Annotated in this window: 16 protein-coding genes and 2 tRNA genes; 6 read left to right on the forward strand and 12 right to left on the reverse strand. The window is 68.5% G+C overall.

What is annotated here, in order from left to right; genetic code table 11:
• Positions 1 to 20 precede the first annotated feature (20 nt).
• On the reverse strand, positions 21 to 2642 hold the full coding sequence (locus tag ACFYXH_RS07665; RefSeq protein ID WP_389561192.1) for a valine--tRNA ligase: 2622 nt from the start codon (positions 2640 to 2642) through the stop codon (positions 21 to 23).
• Between the two features lie 136 nt (positions 2643 to 2778).
• Between ACFYXH_RS07665 and ACFYXH_RS07670 the strand changes: the two genes are divergently transcribed.
• The gene (locus ACFYXH_RS07670; protein ID WP_389561193.1) at positions 2779 to 3753 is read left to right on the forward strand and encodes a hypothetical protein; all 975 of its coding nucleotides are present in this window, start codon (positions 2779 to 2781) and stop codon (positions 3751 to 3753) included.
• 644 nt (positions 3754 to 4397) lie between these two features.
• On the opposite strand, the gene clpX is transcribed toward ACFYXH_RS07670, so the two are convergent.
• From clpX to ACFYXH_RS07695, 5 genes are all read right to left on the reverse strand, one after another.
• Positions 4398 to 5681 (reverse strand): ATP-dependent Clp protease ATP-binding subunit ClpX, encoded by a 1284-nt coding sequence (gene clpX / locus ACFYXH_RS07675; RefSeq protein WP_389561194.1) that lies wholly within the window; start codon positions 5679 to 5681, stop codon positions 4398 to 4400.
• 145 nt (positions 5682 to 5826) lie between these two features.
• The gene (locus ACFYXH_RS07680) at positions 5827 to 6510 is read right to left on the reverse strand and encodes an ATP-dependent Clp protease proteolytic subunit (protein ID WP_327323605.1); all 684 of its coding nucleotides are present in this window, start codon (positions 6508 to 6510) and stop codon (positions 5827 to 5829) included.
• Between the two features lie 57 nt (positions 6511 to 6567).
• Complete coding sequence (locus tag ACFYXH_RS07685; protein WP_327328313.1) at positions 6568 to 7173, reverse strand: ATP-dependent Clp protease proteolytic subunit; 606 nt, start codon at positions 7171 to 7173, stop codon at positions 6568 to 6570.
• Between the two features lie 240 nt (positions 7174 to 7413).
• Entirely contained in the window at positions 7414 to 8829 is a 1416-nt protein-coding gene (tig, locus tag ACFYXH_RS07690; RefSeq protein WP_389561195.1) for a trigger factor, read from the reverse strand.
• A gap of 192 nt (positions 8830 to 9021) precedes the next feature.
• Positions 9022 to 9098, reverse strand: a tRNA-Pro gene (locus ACFYXH_RS07695).
• Between the two features lie 154 nt (positions 9099 to 9252).
• Here ACFYXH_RS07695 and ACFYXH_RS07700 point away from each other — a divergent pair.
• Positions 9253 to 9323 (forward strand) — tRNA-Gly (locus ACFYXH_RS07700).
• A 119-nt stretch (positions 9324 to 9442) separates the two neighbouring features.
• Here the strand turns inward: ACFYXH_RS07700 and ACFYXH_RS07705 are convergent.
• Positions 9443 to 9637, reverse strand: coding sequence for a hypothetical protein (locus ACFYXH_RS07705; protein ID WP_327323607.1), 195 nt, complete (start codon positions 9635 to 9637; stop codon positions 9443 to 9445).
• A gap of 422 nt (positions 9638 to 10059) precedes the next feature.
• Here ACFYXH_RS07705 and ACFYXH_RS07710 point away from each other — a divergent pair, with 422 nt between their 5' ends.
• Positions 10060 to 11214 carry an acyltransferase family protein gene (locus ACFYXH_RS07710; RefSeq protein WP_389561196.1) on the forward strand — a complete coding sequence of 385 codons (1155 nt, stop codon included), beginning with the start codon at positions 10060 to 10062 and terminating at the stop codon, positions 11212 to 11214.
• Between the two features lie 71 nt (positions 11215 to 11285).
• On the opposite strand, the gene ACFYXH_RS07715 is transcribed toward ACFYXH_RS07710, so the two are convergent.
• The 3 genes from ACFYXH_RS07715 to ACFYXH_RS07725 all read right to left on the reverse strand — a co-directional run bounded on the left by ACFYXH_RS07715 (position 11286) and on the right by ACFYXH_RS07725 (position 13165).
• Complete coding sequence (locus ACFYXH_RS07715; RefSeq protein WP_389561197.1) at positions 11286 to 11729, reverse strand: HD domain-containing protein; 444 nt, start codon at positions 11727 to 11729, stop codon at positions 11286 to 11288.
• A 71-nt stretch (positions 11730 to 11800) separates the two neighbouring features.
• Positions 11801 to 12610 (reverse strand): ABC transporter ATP-binding protein, encoded by an 810-nt coding sequence (locus tag ACFYXH_RS07720; protein WP_389561198.1) that lies wholly within the window; start codon positions 12608 to 12610, stop codon positions 11801 to 11803.
• Positions 12611 to 12754: 144 nt separating this feature from the next.
• On the reverse strand, positions 12755 to 13165 hold the full coding sequence (locus tag ACFYXH_RS07725; protein ID WP_389561302.1) for an ATP-binding protein: 411 nt from the start codon (positions 13163 to 13165) through the stop codon (positions 12755 to 12757).
• A 152-nt stretch (positions 13166 to 13317) separates the two neighbouring features.
• Between ACFYXH_RS07725 and ACFYXH_RS07730 the strand changes: the two genes are divergently transcribed.
• Together ACFYXH_RS07730 and ACFYXH_RS07735 are read left to right on the forward strand one after the other, a co-directional pair.
• Positions 13318 to 14166, forward strand: a complete 849-nt coding sequence (locus ACFYXH_RS07730) for a helix-turn-helix domain-containing protein (RefSeq protein ID WP_389561199.1) — start codon at positions 13318 to 13320, stop codon at positions 14164 to 14166.
• Entirely contained in the window at positions 14126 to 14407 is a 282-nt protein-coding gene (locus tag ACFYXH_RS07735; protein ID WP_389561200.1) for a DUF397 domain-containing protein, read from the forward strand. Before ACFYXH_RS07730 ends, ACFYXH_RS07735 begins: the two co-directional genes overlap by 41 nt.
• On the opposite strand, the gene ACFYXH_RS07740 is transcribed toward ACFYXH_RS07735, so the two are convergent.
• Both ACFYXH_RS07740 and ACFYXH_RS07745 read right to left on the reverse strand, forming a co-directional pair.
• Positions 14404 to 15579, reverse strand: coding sequence for an amidase (locus ACFYXH_RS07740; protein ID WP_389561201.1), 1176 nt, complete (start codon positions 15577 to 15579; stop codon positions 14404 to 14406). The genes ACFYXH_RS07735 and ACFYXH_RS07740 overlap by 4 nt on opposite strands.
• 139 nt (positions 15580 to 15718) lie before the next feature.
• A complete protein-coding gene (locus tag ACFYXH_RS07745) occupies positions 15719 to 16864 on the reverse strand; it encodes a PP2C family protein-serine/threonine phosphatase (protein ID WP_327323618.1) in 1146 nt (381 codons plus the stop codon).
• A 106-nt stretch (positions 16865 to 16970) separates the two neighbouring features.
• Here ACFYXH_RS07745 and ACFYXH_RS07750 point away from each other — a divergent pair, with 106 nt between their 5' ends.
• Complete coding sequence (locus ACFYXH_RS07750) at positions 16971 to 18200, forward strand: GNAT family N-acetyltransferase (protein WP_389561202.1); 1230 nt, start codon at positions 16971 to 16973, stop codon at positions 18198 to 18200.
• Positions 18201 to 18297: the final 97 nt, after the last annotated feature.

The raw sequence follows: 18297 nt of genomic DNA on the forward strand, positions 1-18297 counted from the left end.
GTTGCGTGTCCCGCGTGCCGCTACGCCTCCGGCAGGCTGTTCAGCTGCGCGGTGATCCGAGCGATGTCCTCCTCGGCCTTGGCCAGGCGCGTACGGATCTTGTCGACCACGTTGTCCGGCGCCTTGGCGAGGAACGCCTCGTTGCCGAGCTTCGCCTGTGCCTGCGCCTTCTCCTTCTCGGCCGCGGCCAGGTCCTTCGCCAGCCGCTTGCGCTCCGCGCCCACGTCGATCGTGCCGGACAGGTCCAGCGCGACCGTGGCCCCCGCGACCGGGAGGGTCGCCGTGGCGCTGAAGCCCTCGCCCTCCGGCTGCAGCCGCAGCAGCTGCCGGATCGCGGCCTCGTGCGGCGCCAGCGCGGTGCCGTCGAGGGTGAGCCTGGCCGGGACCTTCTGGCCGGGCTGCAGCCCCTGGTCGGAACGGAACCGGCGGACCTCGGTGACAACCCGCTGGACCAGCTCGATCTCCCGCTCGGCCGCCGCGTCCCGGAAGCCGCTGTCGCCGGGCCAGTCGGCGATGACGACGGACTCCTTGCCGGTGAGCGTGGTCCACAGCGTCTCGGTGACGAACGGGACGATCGGGTGCAGCAGCCGCAGCGTGACGTCGAGGACCTCGCCGAGAACGCGGCCGGAGACGCGCGCCTGCTCGCCGCCCGCGAAGTACGTGGTCTTGGACAGCTCGACATACCAGTCGAAGACCTCGTCCCACGCGAAGTGGTAGAGGGCGTCGGACAACTTCGAGAACTGGTAGTCCTCGTAGTACGCGTCGACCTCGGCCACCGTCGCGTTGAGCCGGGAGAGGATCCACCGGTCGGCCGCCGACAGCTGCTCGGTGGGCGGCAGTTCGCCTTCCACCGTCGCGCCGTTCATCAGCGCGAAACGGGTCGCGTTCCAGATCTTGTTGGCGAAGTTGCGGGAGGCCTGGACCCAGTCCTCGCCGATCGGGACGTCCACCCCCGGGTTGGCGCCACGGGCCAGCGTGAACCGCACGGCGTCGGAGCCGTAAGTGTCCATCCAGTCCAGCGGGTTGACCGCGTTCCCGAAGGACTTCGACATCTTCTTGCCGAACTGGTCCCGGACCATGCCGTGCAGGGCGATGGTGTGGAACGGCGGGGTGCCGTCCATCGCGTACAGGCCGAACATCATCATCCGGGCGACCCAGAAGAAGAGGATGTCGTACCCGGTGACCAGGACGGCGTTCGGATAGAACTTCTCGAGGCTCTCGGTCTGTTCGGGCCAGCCGAGGGTGGAGAAGGGCCACAGACCGGAGGAGAACCAGGTGTCCAGGACATCGGTGTCCTGGGTCCAGCCCTCGCCCGTCGGCGGCTGCTCGTCCGGTCCGACGCAGACGACCTCACCGTTCGGCCCGTACCAGACGGGGATGCGGTGGCCCCACCACAGCTGGCGCGAGATGCACCAGTCGTGCAGGTTGTCGACCCAGCCGAAGTACCGGGACTCCATCTCCTTCGGGTGGATGTTCACCCGGCCGTCGCGGACCGCGTCACCCGCGGCCTGGGCGAGCGGGCCGACCTTGACCCACCACTGCATGGACAGCCGCGGCTCGATCGTCGTCTTGCAGCGCGAGCAGTGGCCGACGGAGTGCGTGTATGGGCGCTTCTCGGCGACGATCCGGCCCTCGGCGCGCAGCGCGCCGACGATCGTGGAACGGGCCTCCAGCCGGTCAAGACCCTGGAACGGGCCGTGCGCGGTGATGACCGCGTGCTCGTCCATGATCGCGAGGTTGGGCAGGCCGTGCCGCTGCCCGATCTCGAAGTCGTTCGGGTCGTGGGCGGGCGTCACCTTGACGGCGCCCGTGCCGAACTCGGGGTCGACGTGCGTGTCGGCCACGACGGGGATCCGGCGGCCGGTGAGCGGCAGCTCGATCTCCGTGCCGACGAGGTGGGCGTAGCGCTCGTCATCGGGGTGGACCGCGACCGCGGTGTCACCGAGCATCGTCTCGGCGCGGGTCGTCGCGACAACGATCGACGCGTCGCCCTCTCCGTAGCGGATCGAGACCAGTTCGCCCTCGTCGTCCTGGTACTCCACCTCGATGTCCGAAATGGCCGTCAGGCAGCGCGGGCACCAGTTGATGATGCGCTCGGCGCGGTAGATCAGCTCGTCGTCGTAGAGCCTCTTGAAAATCGTCTGGACAGCCTGGGAGAGGCCCTCGTCCATGGTGAAGCGCTCGCGGCTCCAGTCGACGCCGTCGCCGAGGCGGCGCATCTGGCCGGAGATCTGTCCTCCGGACTCCGCCTTCCACTGCCAGACGCGCTCGACGAACGCCTCGCGGCCGAGGTCGTGGCGGGACTTGCCTTCCTTCGCCAACTCCCGCTCGACGACGTTCTGGGTGGCGATACCGGCGTGGTCCATGCCGGGCTGCCACAGCGTCTCGTACCCCTGCATCCGCTTGCGGCGGGTGAGGGCGTCGATCAGCGTGTGCTCGAAGGCATGGCCCAGGTGCAGGGAGCCCGTGACGTTCGGCGGGGGGATGACGATGGTGTACGGCGGCTTCTCACTCTTGGGGTCGGCCGCGAAGTAACCGCGCTCTACCCAGCGCTCGTAAAGCTTCCCCTCTACCTCGGCCGGCGCGTACTGGGTCGGCAGTTCGGGGTTGCTGGCTGGCTGCTGCTGAGCGTTCTCGGTCACGGGCTCAGTTTAGAGGTGTCACGGGGCCGTACTGAAACGGGAATGTTCAGTAACGGTGTGACCCCTGCCGCGCCATGGCGATGGCGGTTGGGCCAGGATGTTCGGAGGACATAAGTATCTGGAGGGGAACGCAGTAATGAGCTACAACCAGCCGGGCCCGTACGGCGGCCAGCCTCAGCAGCCCGGACCGTACGGTCAGCCGGGTCCTTACGGCCAGCAGCCGCCGCAGGCCCCGCAGCCCGGCTACGGGTACCCGCAGCAGCAGCCTCAGCAGCCCGGCTACGGATACCCGCCGCAGGCCCCGCAGGGCGTTCCGCCGCAGCAGGGCCAGTGGGGCCAGCCCCAGCAGCCGGGCCCGTACGGCCAGCAGCCCCAGTACGCCGGCGGCCAGGTGCCGCCCCCGCCGGCCGCGCCGAAGAAGAAGACGGGCCTGATAGTGGTGGCCTCGGTGGTGGCGCTCGCGGTGATTGGCGGCGGCGCGTATCTGCTGCTGGGGGGTGGCGGCGGCAACAGCGCGGTCGGGGACGACACCAAGGGCTACAAGATCACCCCGGCGGACACCATCGGCGAGTACAAGAAGAACGGGGCCGACACCCCCGTCCCGATGAACGCGAAGCAGAAGGCTAATGCGACCGCCATGGGGATCAAAAACCCCACGATGCTCATGGCCAAGTACAAGGTGGACGACTCTACCGACCCCATGAAGATCAAGGAGATGAGCCTGAACGGCACTTGGGGCGAGATCGCCGACCCTGAGAAGGCCATCGACATGGGCTTCTCCAACTATGGGAAGAAGGAGAACGCCGAACTCGGCAACGAGGGTCTCAAGCTCGAGCCTGTCGGCAGCCCCGAGGAGAAGACGCCGTCCGGCTTTGAGGGCGCGCTGATGAAGTGCCAGTACCTCAAGTTCACCAACCCGTCCGGGGACGGCACCCCTAAGAACGGGCCCAAGGAATTCCAGATCCCGACGTGTATCTGGGCCGACTACAGCACCTTCGGCGTGGTCAATGCCGTGGACACTGCCAGCGCGCTGGTGGGCAAGCCCCAGACCCTCGACGAGGTCGCCGAGCTGACCGCCAAGCACTACAAGGCGTCGCGCACCAAGATATGACGCAGGTTTGAGCACGCCGTGGCTGTAAGGGCGAACATAGGCCTTGAGCCGCGTACATGCGTTGCGTTCTGCACGAGTGTGGTGTCCGGTGGGAGCTGCTTGGACACCACACTCGTCAGCTGCTGCCGCAAGTCCCAGCGCCGATGGAAGCAGACGACCGGGCTATCGCGCGGCCGCTGTTAGAAACAAGCGTCGAACGCGTCCCCATCACGAACGCCTATCTTGGTGAGCCCTGCATAACAGACCGCCCTTGTAGCGGGGTCACCCGCGTACTTGCAGGATGTCCGTACCTTGGGCCCCACGTTGTATCCCTTCGCTGCCAGATAACTTGCGCAGGAAGTAGGTGACGCGCTGGCGGGCGCAGCGGCCACCACGGGTAGGGCGAATACCGACGCCGCCACGGCGGTCACCACGAGTACTCGTCTGATTTTGGTGCGCACTTTGCACCTTCCCCGTTCATTCGTTGGTTCAACTGTCGAACTGGTCGCCCACTGGCCCTTCCCGGTGATCCACGATCGGCGCAACAGACTAGTGCGACGTTGTCTCGACCTCGATCACATCCTGGCTGAAACGATCAACAGCCAAAAAGGGGCGCCCGGCCAGTTGCACTGGCCGGGCGCCCCTTCGGCGCAAGTACGTGACCGCTACGCGGACTTCTCGTGGCGGCCGTCGTCCTTCACGATCCGCGGCACCAACGTCGGGTTCACGTTGTTGTGGACCACGTCCTCCGTGATGACGACCCGGGCCACGTCCTTGCGGGACGGGACCTCGTACATCACCGACATCAGGACTTCCTCCATGATGGCCCGCAGACCACGCGCACCCGTCTGGCGCAGGATCGCCTGGTCCGCGATGGCCTCGAGCGCGCCGCGCTCGAAGTCCAGCTCCACGCCGTCCAGTTCGAACAGCCGCTGGTACTGCTTCACCAGCGCGTTCCGCGGCTCCACCAGGATCTGCAGCAGCGCCTCGCGGTCCAGGTTGTGGACCGAGGTCAGGACGGGCAGGCGGCCGATGAACTCCGGGATCATCCCGAACTTCACCAGGTCCTCCGGCATGACCTCCTGGAACTGGTCGCTCGCCTCGATCTCGCGCTTCGAGCGGATCGTCGCGCCGAAGCCGATGCCCTTCGCGCCCGCACGCGACTCGATGATCTTCTCCAGGCCGGCGAAGGCGCCGCCCACGATGAAGAGCACGTTCGTCGTGTCGATCTGGATGAACTCCTGGTGCGGATGCTTCCGGCCGCCCTGCGGCGGGACGGAGGCCGTCGTGCCTTCCAGGATCTTCAGCAGCGCCTGCTGGACGCCCTCGCCCGAGACATCGCGGGTGATCGACGGGTTCTCGCTCTTGCGGGCGACCTTGTCGATCTCGTCGATGTAGATGATCCCGGTCTCGGCCTTCTTGACGTCGTAGTCGGCCGCCTGGATCAGCTTCAGCAGGATGTTCTCGACGTCCTCGCCGACATAGCCGGCCTCCGTCAGCGCCGTCGCGTCGGCGATGGCGAACGGGACGTTCAGCATGCGCGCGAGCGTCTGGGCCAGCAGCGTCTTGCCGGAGCCCGTGGGGCCCAGCAGGAGGATGTTGGACTTGGCCAGTTCGATCGCGTCGTCCCGGCCCTGCGCGCCGCCGTTCTCACCGGCCTGGACGCGCTTGTAGTGGTTGTAGACCGCTACCGAGAGGGCCTTCTTCGCGGGCTCCTGCCCGACGACGTACCCCTCGAGGAACTCGTAGATCTCGCGCGGCTTGGGAAGTTCCTCCCACCGCACCTCGGAGGTCTCGGCGAGCTCCTCCTCGATGATCTCGTTGCAGAGGTCGATGCACTCGTCGCAGATGTACACACCGGGGCCTGCGATGAGCTTCTTCACCTGCTTCTGGCTCTTTCCGCAGAACGAGCACTTGAGCAGGTCGCCGCCATCACCGATGCGTGCCACGAGGTGCTTCCCCTTCGCCTGGGAGCAGCTTGGTTCAGCCGGCTCCTGGTGCCTCATATCCGACGGTACCTTGCCTGGCCCCCCGTTCGGGCCCCCCTTGGCGCGGTTCACATTGTCGTGCACCGCGCCAAGGGCGCCGGAGCGGTCAGGCGGCCGCTGCGGCCGTGCTCTTGCGGGTCGAGACGATCTGGTCGACGAGGCCGTACGCGAGCGCGTCCTCGGCGGTCAGGATCTTGTCGCGCTCGATGTCGTCGCGGATCTTCTCGATCGGCGTGGTGGAGTGCTTGGCCAGCATCTCCTCGAGCTGCGTCCGCATCCGCAGGATCTCGTTGGCCGCGATCTCCAGGTCGGAGAGCTGCTCGCGGCCGGTCTGCGAGGACGGCTGGTGGATCAGTACGCGCGCGTTCGGCAGGGCCATCCGCTTGCCGGGGGTACCGGCGGCGAGCAGCACGGCCGCGGCGGAGGCCGCCTGGCCCATGCAGACCGTCTGGATGTCCGGCTTCACGAACTGCATCGTGTCGTAGATGGCGGTCAGCGCGGTGAAGGAGCCACCGGGGCTGTTGATGTAGATCGAGATGTCGCGGTCGGGGTCCATCGACTCCAGGCACAGCAGCTGCGCCATGACGTCGTTGGCGGAGGCGTCGTCGATCTGCACGCCGAGGAAGATCACGCGCTCCTCGAAGAGCTTGGCATACGGGTCGTACTCGCGCACGCCCTGCGAGGTGCGCTCCACGAAGCGCGGGACGACGTAGCGGTTGTCCACCTGCGGGCCGGTGTAGAGGCCGCTGGCGGAGGCGCCGGAGAAGTTGCTCATGTCGGTGTTCACCATCCTGGTGGCGTTCTGCGGGCTGGGGAGACTGGGGCGCTGACTGCCTGGCGCAAAGGCTCAGGCGCCGGTGCCGCCGCCGCCCGGAACGCCCGATGCGGAGGCCATGATGTCGTCGATGAGGCCGTATGCCTTGGCCTCGTCAGCGGTGTACCAGCGGTCGCGGTCACCGTCGCGGATGATCGTCTCGACGGTCTGACCGGAGTGCTGAGCGGTGATCTCCGCCATGCGCTTCTTCGTACGGAGCAGATACTCGGCCTGGATCTTGATGTCCGAGGCGGTACCGCCGAGGCCGGCCGATCCCTGGTGCATGAGGATGTCTGTGTTGGGGAGCGCGAAGCGCTTGCCCGCGGTGCCGCCGGTCAGCAGGAACTGGCCCATCGAGGCGGCCATGCCCATACCGATCGTGACCACGTCGTTCGGGATGTACTGCATGGTGTCGTAGATCGCCATGCCGGCCGTCACCGAGCCACCGGGGCTGTTGATGTAGAGGTAGATGTCCTTGTCCGGCTCGGCGGCAAGGAGCAGCATCTGCGCCGTGATCTTGTTGGCGATGTCGTCGTCGACCTGCTGGCCGAGGAAGATGATCCGCTCGCCGAGCAGCCGGTTGTAGACATGGTCGCCGAGGCCACCACCGATGGACGGCTCACCCGCGGCGTTAGGCATCAGATTCGTCACGTATCCACCTGCTCGTCTCTGACGGCTCCGGCCGTCTCAGCGTCTTCGTACTGGGGGCGGGGACTCCCCTGCCCTCGTATTCATGGACCCTAACGCGCTGGTAGGCGGGCGCCATCCCGCTTCCCGAACTGTTCGCTCGGAGCGCAAGGTGACAGGGGTCCGTATGTACGACGACGGGCCCCGGGCGCATGGTGCGTCCGGGGCCCGTCATGGGGCTCAGCGCGAGGCTCAGGCCTCGGTCTTCTCCGCGGCCGCGTCGCCTTCGTCGTCACCGTCGGTGTCACCGTCGACGACGGCCTCGACGGTCTCGGCGGCGGTCTCGGTCTCGTCCTCGTCGTCCTCGAGGTCGACGAGCTCACCGTTGGTGTCGACGACCTTGGCGGCCTCGACGACCACGGCGAGCGCCTTGCCGCGGGCGACCTCGCCGACGAGCATCGGCACCTGGCCGCCTTCGACGACGGCCTGGGCGAACTGGTCGGGGCTCATGCCGGAGGAGGCAGCACGCCGCATGAGGTGCTCGGTGAGCTCCTCCTGGTTGACGTTCAGCTTCTCCTTGTTGACCAGCTCGTCGAGGATGAACTGGGTCTTGATGCCCTTGATCGCCTGCTCGGACGTCTCGGCGTCGAACTCTTCCTCGGTCTTGCCCTGGATCTCCAGGTACTTGGCGAGGTCGATGCCCATCTGACCGAGCTGGTGGTGCTCGAGGTTGTGCTTGCGGGTCTTGACCTCGTCCTCGAGGAGCTTCTCGGGGATCGGGACCTCGGCCAGCTTCAGCAGCTCGTCCAGGACGCGCTCCTGGGCCTGGGTGGCCTGGTCGTACTGCTTCATGTTCTCGAGGCGCTTGCGGCTGTCCGCACGCAGCTCCTCGAGGGTGTCGAACTCGCTGGCCATCTGCGCGAAGTCGTCGTCGAGCTCGGGGAGCTCGCGGGCGGTGACGGCGGTGACCTTGACGGTGACCTCGGCCTCCTTGCCCTCGGCGCTGCCGCCCTTGAGCTCGGAGGTGAAGGTGGCCTCGCCGTCGGCCTCCAGGCCGGTGACGGCCTCGTCGATGCCGTCGAGCAGCTCGCCGGAGCCGATCGTGTACTGGACGCCGCTGGCGACGCCGTCCTCGAGGACCTCGCCGTCGACCTTGGCCTCGAGGTCGATCGTCACGACGTCGCCGTCGGCGGCGGCGCGCTCGACCGGGTTGGTGGAGGCGAAGCGGCCGCGCAGCTCCTCGACGGCCTTGTCGACGTCCTCGTCGCTGACCTCGACCGCGTCGACGGTGACCTCGATGCCGGAGTAGTCCGGGATCTCGATGACCGGGCGGATGTCGACCTCGGCGGTGAAGGCCAGCGTCTCGCCGTCCTTCAGCTCCGTGATGTCGACCTCGGGCTGGCCGAGCGGGTTCAGCGAGGCCTCGTTGACCGCCTCGGTGTAGAACTTCGGGAGGGCGTCGTTGACAGCCTCCTCCAGCACCGCACCACGGCCGAACCGCTGGTCGATCACTCGGGCCGGGATCTTGCCCTTACGGAAGCCCTTGACCGTGACCTGCTGGTTGATCTTCTTGTACGCCGCGTCGAGGCTGTCCTTGAGCTCCTCGAAGGGCACCTCGACAGTGAGCCGAACCCGAGTCGGGTTCAGGGTCTCCACGGCGCTCTTCACGGTTCGGTCTCCTTGGTGGATTCTGGGGTTCTGCTGCGTCCGCCGCACTGGAGGCGGCTCAGCGGATCGGCCCTGCTTCTCGTCGGACTCGCCGGCTTTCGTCGGACTCGTCAGACACACGGGCACGCAGCTTGCATAGTAGCCGCAAGCAGGATGAGCCCCACAATGCGATCTTGAAGACGATCGTGGTGATGGTCGGGGTGGCCGGATTCGAACCGACGACCTTCCGCTCCCAAAGCGGACGCGCTACCAAGCTGCGCCACACCCCGTCGGTGCGACACGTAGGGTACATGCCCGCAGGCTGTGCGGCTGCCGCATTCTCCGGCGGGGATTGCGAGGCGGAATGGGGTGTGCGACACCGGCCCCGGACCCGCTACGATGCTCTTCGTAACCGCGGCCCTCGTGACCTGCGGTGCGGTGCTTGCGGGCGTAGCTCAATGGTAGAGCACTAGTCTTCCAAACTAGCTACGCGGGTTCGATTCCCGTCGCCCGCTCTCGAAGGCCTCAGGCCCGGCTCGGTGGTTGACCACCGAGCCGGGCCTGAGGCGTTTTCGCCGATTTCCCTGAGGCGTCGCCGACGCGGGAACAGTCGGCCGACTCGGGCCGACTCAGGTCAGAAGTTGATGTTGTTGATCGTCTGGGCCAGCGAGTCGAGGAATTTATTGATCGACGGCGCCATGCCCGTAGAGGCGAGGAAGAAGCCGAACAGCACCGCGACGATGGCGGGTCCGGCCTTGAGGGAGCCGCCGCGCATCAGCACCACGAGGATGATCGCCAACAGCAGCACCACAGACAGTGAAATGGCCACAACTGATCACACCCTCGGTCGGTCCACCTTGCCGGCCCGGGAGCATGCAGCCCAGCACACCCCCGCCACGACCATGTTGCCACCAACAGCCCCATACATGCTCCCCGCTGACGAATCATCGACGACGGGATCACGCCAACCGCGCACCCGTGCACGCCTCGTGACGAGGGGGCGACTCGGCCGTAGGGGCGAAATACGGGACGGAATTCGGCCTGATCGTTTCCATGCCCCCACAACTCGGTCACACGAAATTCGACAGCGCGCGGTGAGGAAATTCACCCCGTCGTAAGCCCGTGACGAAATGCACCATTTAACGGGGATTAATTGGGGCATATGGTGCGGTTGGTGCCCGTGTCAGATTCGAATGGGAGACGGGCGGAAGGGTTTTACTAAATCGAATGGACGAGGCTAGGGTGCCTCAGATGTTCCACGCTCCGCACGAATATCAGAGGGCCCCGCTCCCCACGGGCCGGGAGTCGGAGCCCGTCCCTACGACGCAGCAGGCACGCACGCCTGTTCGTGACACGCCTGGCGAGAAGTCCACCCCAAAGTCCACCAGGCGAGACGCATACTTCGACAACGCGAAGTATCTGGCCATCGTGCTGGTGGCGGTGGCGCACGCATGGGAGCCGGTGATGGACGGCAGCCGCGCCTCCCGGGCGCTGTACCTGCTGGTCTACACCTTCCATATGCCGGCCTTCATCCTCATCTCCGGCTACTTCTCCAGAAGTTACACCGGCCGGCCCGACCAGCTCAGACGTCTGCTGACCGGGATCGCCGTGCCGTACATCGTCTTCGAAGTGGTGTACTCCCTCTTCAGACGGTGGGCCCAGCACGCCCCCGAGCAGCCGATCAGTCTGCTCGACCCCTTCTATCTGACCTGGTTCCTGGCCGCTCTGTTCATCTGGCGGCTGACCACTCCGCTGTGGCGGCTGATCCGCTGGCCGCTGCCGGTGGCGCTCGCGATCGCCTCGCTCGCCGCGATGACGCCGAACATCGGAGCCGACCTCAACCTCCAGCGCGTGCTGCAGTTCCTGCCGTTCTTCGTGCTCGGGCTGCTCCTGAAGCCCGAGCACTTCCAGCTGGTGCGGCGGCGGGAGGTGCGGCTGCTCGCGCTGCCGCTGTTCGCCGGGGCGGGCCTCTTCGCGTACTGGGCCGCTCCCCGGATGAACTTCAGCTGGCTCTACCGCTCCAGCAGCGCCCAGGAACTGGGTGTGCCGTGGTGGACGGGGATCGCGATGACCCTCGCGTTCTTCGGATGCGCGGTGCTGCTGACGGCCGGGTTCCTGGCCTGGGTGCCGCGCCGCAGCACCTGGTTCACGGTGCTGGGCGCCGGCACCATCTGCGGCTATCTGCTGCACGGGCTGCTGATCAAGGCCGCGGACTACGGACATGTGTTCGAGGCGTACACCTGGCTGAGCGACCCGGGCGGCGAGATCTTGCTGACGTTCATCGCGGCTGCCGTGGTGACGCTGCTGTGTACGCCGCCGGTGCGTCGGGCGATGCGGTGGGCGACCGAGCCGGAGATGGCGTGGGCGTTCCGGCGGGACACGACGGAGCTCGGTCCGCGACGGTGAGCCGGCCTGTCCTGATTCAGGCCGTCCGATCCACCCGGGTCCGCCTGAATGCCACCTGAATGCCGCCTGAATCAGGACAGGCCCAGCAGCCCGCGCACCTTCGCGTACTTCGCGGTCAGCCGGGTGCGCGTCGCCTCGTCGAGCACGGCGAGCCGCGCCGGGTCGGCGTTGTGCGCCAGATCGGCCTCCTTGACCAGGCGGGCGCCGGGAGTGGCCAGAATCCGCCTCGTGTAGTCCTCCAGGTCCTCGCCCTTGCGCTTGGTGAGTGCGAGGACCATGCCCTTGACCGACTGCGGCAGTGCGGCGGCCTCCAGCCACTCCCGGGACAGCGCGTCGTCCTCGACGGAGTCGTGCAGCCAGCCGGCCGCGATCTGCTCGTCGCTCCCGCCCCGGGCACGTACGCCTTCCGCGACGGCGGCGAGATGCTCGGTGTACGGGCGGTCCGCCTTGTCCGTCTGGGCTGCGTGGGCCTCGCGGGCGATCGCCTCGACCTCGGAGAGCGTGAGATATGGCATGGGCACGACTGTACGGGTGCCTGCCGCGGGGCCGCCCCGGCCGTTCGGTGACGAACATGGGGACACGAGCACTACGCAGCTGCTCCGGCAAAGGCGGGGGCTGTCAGGGACGTCATACGGGCGGCGATCTGCGCGGCGCTCGCGCGCGGCAGGCTGTCCGCGATCGCGCCGTCCGCGAGGAAGAGCACACGGTCGGCGTACGCGGCGGCCGCCGGGTCGTGGGTGACCATGACGACGGTCGCGCCGAGGCGGTCCACGGCGGAGCGCAGCAGCGCGAGGACTTCGGCCGCGGTGGTGGTGTCCAGCGCGCCGGTCGGCTCGTCGGCGAAGACGACATCGGGCCGGGTGACCAGCGCGCGGGCGATCGCGACCCGCTGCTGCTGGCCGCCGGAGAGTTCCGCGGGACGGCGCCTGGCCTTGTCGGCGAGGCCGACCTGCCCGAGTACGTCGGCGGCCCGGCGGCGGTCGGCGCGGTGACCGGCGAGTCGCAGCGGCAGGAGGACGTTCTGCTCGACCGTCAGTGACGGCAGCAGATTGAAGGCCTGGAAGACGAAGCCGAGGCGGGTGCGGCGCAGCACGGTGAGCTTGTTCTCGCTCATGCCGGTGATCTCGGTGCCGCCGAGGCGTACGAACCCTGCGGTGGGACGGTCGAGACCCGCCGCACACTGCAGGAACGTGGACTTGCCGGAGCCCGACGGCCCCATCACAGCGGTGAAACTGCCGTGCGCGAGCGTGAGGTCGATACCGCGCAGGGCGTGGACGGCGGAGGTCCCGCGGCCGTACTGGCGGCGTACGTCGTGGAGTTCGACGGCCGCGCGGCTGTCCGGTGCGGGCGCGGCGACGTCCTTGTCGTGTCGGCGCTTGCTGCGTCGCAGGCCCATGGTGTTCTCCGCCTTCTGTCTCTGTCTTCTGTCTTCTGTGAATGTGCTGGTCGGTGCTCCGACGCTACGGATCGGGGGTGGGGCGGGGCCATGGCGTCGGCTGGCGGATCGGTGGTGGGGCTGTCCCCACCACCGAGGGCGTCCTCAATCGCCGGAGGGGCAGGCCGGGTCACCATCGGGGTCCTTCGCCTCGCACTCGAACCACACCGTCTTGCCGCCCCGCGCGAGCGGTACGACGCCCCACCGGTCGGCCATCGCCTCGACCAGCAGCAACCCCCGCCCGCCCTCGGCGAGACCGTCCGGGTCGCCGCCGGGGGCGGATGTCCGCGGAAGCCCCGGCGCGCCGTCGGTGACCTCGATCCGTACGCCGGACGCCTGACGCAGGACCAGCAGCGCACACCGCCTGTCCGGCACATGCCGCACCACATTCGCGAGCAGCTCGGTGACCGCCGGCTCGACCGCGTCGCTCAGCTCCTCGAGTCGCCAGAGGTGGAGGTACGAGCGGACGATCCGGCGGAGATGACGCGCTGAATGCTCACCCACGGTGAAGGCCATACGGTACGTCGCGGGTGGCGCGGCATCGATCTGGTGCACGATAACTCCCGCTGGGGCAGGACAAGTTGGATTGTTCCGCCACCAAGCCTGCGGTCGCCCGGTTACGCTCGGCTACGACCTGTGAGCAACCCTGCGTACCGTTGGGGGAAGTCGTGACGCACATCCGAGACCTCGACCCGAGCGCGTCCCCGCTCGACTACTACGGCGCGGAACTGCGGCGGTTACGGGAGGCAGCGGACCTCAACCAGAAGCAGTTGGGCTCGATCATCTACTGCACCGGCTCGCTGGTCGGCCAGATCGAGACCGCGCGGAAGGTCCCGACCAGGGAGTTCTCGGAGCGCGTGGACGCGGCGCTGGGGACGGAGGGGGCGATGTCGCGGCTGGTCGGGTTGGTGCTGCGGAGCCAACTGCCGTCGTGGTTTCAGCTGTACGCGGAGCTGGAGGCGCGGGCGACGTACATCTCTACGTACCAGGCGCAGGTGGTGTACGGGCTGTTGCAGAGAGAGTCGTACGCGCGGGCGCTGCTGGAGGTCGACCATCCCGAGAAGGTCGTCGAGATGGTGGCGGCCCGCCTGGATCGCCAGCGCATCCTGGCGCGGGAGACCCCACCACTCCTGTGGGTAGTGCTGGACGAGTCGGTGCTGCTGCGTGGCGTGGGTGACCGCAAGGTCATGCGAGATCAACTCGGGCACCTGTTGGACTTCGTGAAACGCCCTTGGGTGCAGATCCAGGTGCTCCCCTTCTCGGTGGGGCAACATACCGGAATGATGGGGTCGTTCAACCTTCTGCGCTTCGAGGACGATCCGGACCTCGTCTACGTCGAAAGCTACGACTCCGGTCACGTCACGGCCAATTCCACAGCGATCAGGGAGCGTTCGCTCGGTTACGCTCGCTTGCAAGCTGCGGCTCTCTCCCCCGAGGACTCGGCCGCACTGATCGCTCGTGTGATGGAGGAACGCTATGGGGACCGACCAGGACCTGACGAAGACTGCGTGGCGTAAGTCCAGCTACAGCGGGACCAGCGGAGGCGACTGCGTGGAGTGCGCCACCCTCGGCGACACCGCGTGGACCAAGTCCTCGTACAGCGGCAGCAGCGGAGGCGAGTGCGTCGAGGTCGCCGCCTGCGCCGCCGCCGTCGCCGTCCGCGACTCCAAGAACCCCGAGGGCCCCGCCTTCGCCGTCCCGGCCGCCGCCTTCGCGGCCTTCGTCGCGGCCGCCGCCGACGGAGAGTTCAACAGCTAGGCAACGCCCGCCAGTTCAAGCAGCGCACGGTCGCTTCCGCGACCCCCGATCACGGCCAGCCCCACCGGCAGTCCGTCCACCGGCATCCGGGGCAGCACCACACACGGCAGGCCCGCGCCGCTCGCCAGGCAGGTGAGGCGGAACGTCGCCTGTCGGGTGGCGGCCTTCCGCTCGGGGTCCTCATCGATCAGGGGCGCGGGGCCGCCCGCCGCGGGCAGCAGCAGCACCGCGTCCTCGGGAAGGGCTGCGCGCAGGTCCCGGGCGGTCCGGTGGACCACCGCCTCCGCGGCGGCCCTCTCCTCCGGGGTCACCGCGGCCGCACGGGCGAACCGGGCCTCGATGCCTGGTCCCAGCGTCCCGGGGTGAGCGGTGACCCAGGCCCCGTCGCACTCCCATACCTCCGCCCCTTGAGCCGTAGCAAAGGCCGCTGCCCTCTCCCCCGGGTCGCCGCCCAGGGCCGGGACTTCCTCGATCCGCAGGCCGAGTCGTTCGGCCAGGTCCGCGGTGGCCGGGCCGAAGGCCTCGCGTACCCCCTCGTCGGCGAGTGCGACGAGGTCGGCCGCCACCAGGGCCGTACGGAACGGGTGTTGACCTTCACCAACCCCCGCAGGCAGGAGTACGTCGCCCAGCCGCGCCAGCGTGTGCGCGTCCCGGGCGAGCCAGGCGACGGTGTCGAAGGAGGGAGCCAGCGGCAGCATGCCCGTGGTGGGGACCAGGCCGTGGGTGGGCCGCAGGCCGTAGAGCCCGCAGTGCGACGAGGGGACCCGGATCGATCCGGCGGTGTCGCTGCCAAGTCCGGCGTCGGCCTCGCCGAGGGCGACCGCGGCGGCCGGGCCGCTGGAGGACCCGCCGGGGACGCGGCCGGGTGCGGCCGGATTGGGCGGGGTGCCGTAGTGCGCGTTCGTACCGTTGAGGCTGTAGGCGAATTCGTCGGTCTGCGCGATGCCGGTGATGTCGGCGCCGGCGTCGAGCAGGGCGGCGACGGCCCAGGAGTGCGAGGGCTGTGGTTCGGCCTCGGCGAGGCGGGTGGGGTTACCGGCGCCCTGCTTGTGGCCCGCGACGGCGTGGACGTCCTTGACAGCCAGCCGTACGCCGTGGAGCGGGCCGGTGCCGGATCCGGCGACCAGGGGGTTGCCGCGCTCGCGCCAGACTGTGGTGTCTGTCGTGGCCATCAGGGCTCCTCGGGATGCGGTCGTGGCGTCCAGCATCTCTTGAACCCGTCCGTCGTGGACGGCGCACAGCCTTCGGCCGTGTCCTCAATCGCCGGACGGGCCGGATTTCAAGCCCGTCCGGCGATTGAGGACAAAACGCTTACGCCTCGCGGCACAGAAGCAGCAGCGCCCGGTCGTCGTTGACGTCCTTCGCCACCGCCTCGATCAAATGCCAGGCCGCGCCCTCGAAACCCGAGGCCACATACCGGTCGGCCTCCCCGGTGAGGCGGTCGATGCCCTCGCTGATGTCGCGTCCCGACGCCTCCACCAGGCCGTCCGTGAAAAGCATCAGTACGTCGCCGGGGCGCAGGGAGCCCTTGACCGGGTCGAACTGCGCCCCGTCGTAGACACCGAGCAGCGGGCCGTCGGTGTCCTTCTCCTCCCAGCGGCCGCTTCCCGCGTGCAGCTGGAGCGCGGGCAGATGGCCCGCCGACAGCAGCTCGTAGTCGCCGGAGTCCAGGTCGAGGACGAGGTGGATCGAGGTCGCGAAGCCCTCGTCCCAGTCCTGGCGGAGCAGATAGCCGTTGGCCGCGGGCAGGAAGCCGTGCGGCGGGAGCGAGCCGAGCAGGCCGCCGAACGCGCCGGACAGCAGCAGCGCACGCGAGCCCGCGTCCATGCCCTTGCCGGAGACGTCGGTGAGGACGACCTCCAGGGTGCGGCCGCCGTTCGTACGGGCCGCTACCACGAAGTCGCCGGAGAAGGACTGGCCGCCCGCCGGGCGCAGCGCCATCTCGTGGTGCCAGCCCTTCGGCAGCTTGGGCAGAGCGCTCTGTACCCGGATGCGTTCGCGCAGGTCGAAGAGCATTGTTCCGCCGCGCCGCCAGGGCACGCCGACTCTCGCCCGGAACTGCGCTATGAGCAGACCGAAGAAACCGCAGGCCGCGACGGTCAGTACGGTGCCCGGGGTGACTCTCGCCGGGCCCTCGGTGTACGGACCGAGCACGACCGATTCGATGATCAGGGCCGTCGCCGCCGCCGCGTACAGACCCAGCAGGCTCGCCGGGCGGAGGAGAAGGCCGCCGGCCACGATCGGCAGGACCAGCGCCGCCGGGGAGACCCAGACGGGGACCACTATCGAGCCCCATGTGAAGGCCGGAATGGTCAGCAGCAGCCCGGCCAGAGCAATCCAGTCGGAGCCGTCGCCGCGGAAGTAGTCGACTCCGGATTTGCGCAGGGCGATACGTGCCCGGTGCACCGCTTTCCGCAACCGGGCCGTGAACGAGTCTGCTGCAGAGGCACGGGCCATTGCCGTGGACCCTATCCACCCGGTCGCCTCCCGCGCAGGGGGACCCCTGTGACAATGCGTTCGAAATCGGGTCGCCCCGATGACGTAGCCCTGGTAGGCATGGCATATGACGACAGAGGTGAGGGTGCTGCGTCCGTCCGAATGGGACGACTGGTACGGGAAGTTGATGCTCGCCTTCGGCGGAGCCGGGGAGGCCCCGGAGGAGCGCGATCTGTGGGATTCACTCACCGAGCACGAACGCTCGATCGGGGTCTGGGACGGCGACGACTGCGTGGGGACGGCCGGAGCGTTCTCGTTCGGGGTCTCGGTCCCGGGCGGCGCGACGGTGCCGGCCGCGGGCGTCACGATGGTGAGTGTGGCGGCGACGCACCGGCGGCGCGGTGTACTCACCTCGATGATGCGCCGCCAGCTCGACGACGTACGCGGCTGGGGCGAGCCGCTCGCCGTGCTGACGGCTTCCGAGCCGGAGATCTACGGACGGTTCGGCTACGGGATCGCGACGCAGCAGATGTCCGTGCAGATCGACACGGTCCAGGCGCGGATCAACGTTCCGGAGGGCGCCGACGCGGTTCGGCTGCGGTTCGCGAAGGTAGAGGATGTCGCGCAGGAGTGCGAGGCGGTGTACGTCCGCAGCATCGGTTCACGGCCGGGCATGCTCGCCCGCAAGCCGGGCTGGGAGCGGCTGCCGCTGCTCGACCCGCCGGGCGATCGTGACGGCGGCTCGGCGATGCTGTGCGTGGTCGCCGAGCGGGAGGGCGAGATCGTCGGCTTCGTCCGCTTCCACAACAAGGCGGACTGGGAGCCGCGCGGCCCGAAGGGCATCATTGTGCTGCGGCACATCGAGGCGCTCGACCCCGTGACGTACGCCGTTCTGTGGCGCTTCCTCTTCGACATCGACCTGACCGTGCAGGTCGTGGCACGCAACCGGCCCGTGGACGATCCGCTGCTGCACCTGGTCAACGATGTGCGGCGGTGCGAGGTCCGGGTGCGGGACGGGCTGTTCGTACGGCTGGTGGACCTGGGGGCGGCGCTGGAGGCGCGGACGTACCAGACGCCGCTGGATGTGGTCTTCGACGTCGAGGACGCCTTCTGTCCGTGGAACACCGGGCGCTGGCGGCTGACCGGCGACAGCAAGGGCGCGTCGTGCAAGCGGACGGACGACGAGGCGGATCTGGCGTTGTCCGTACGTGAGTTGGGGGCGGCGTATCTGGGCGGGGTGTCGCTGACGGCGCTCGCGGGGGCGGGGCGGGTGCGGGAGCTGCGGGCGGGGGCGCTTGCCGAGGCGTCGACCGCGTTCGGCAGCGACCTGGCGCCCTGGCTGCCGCACGGCTTCTAGTTCCCGGGACCTGCGCTCCGCCCCGGACCCGCGCCTCAAACGCCGGCGAGGCTCTTGTTGGGGCTCCGCCCCAAGCCCCGCTCCTCAAAGGCCGGAG

The sequence above is a fragment of the Streptomyces sp. NPDC002730 genome, assembly GCF_042888805.1.
GTDB lineage: Bacteria > Actinomycetota > Actinomycetes > Streptomycetales > Streptomycetaceae > Streptomyces.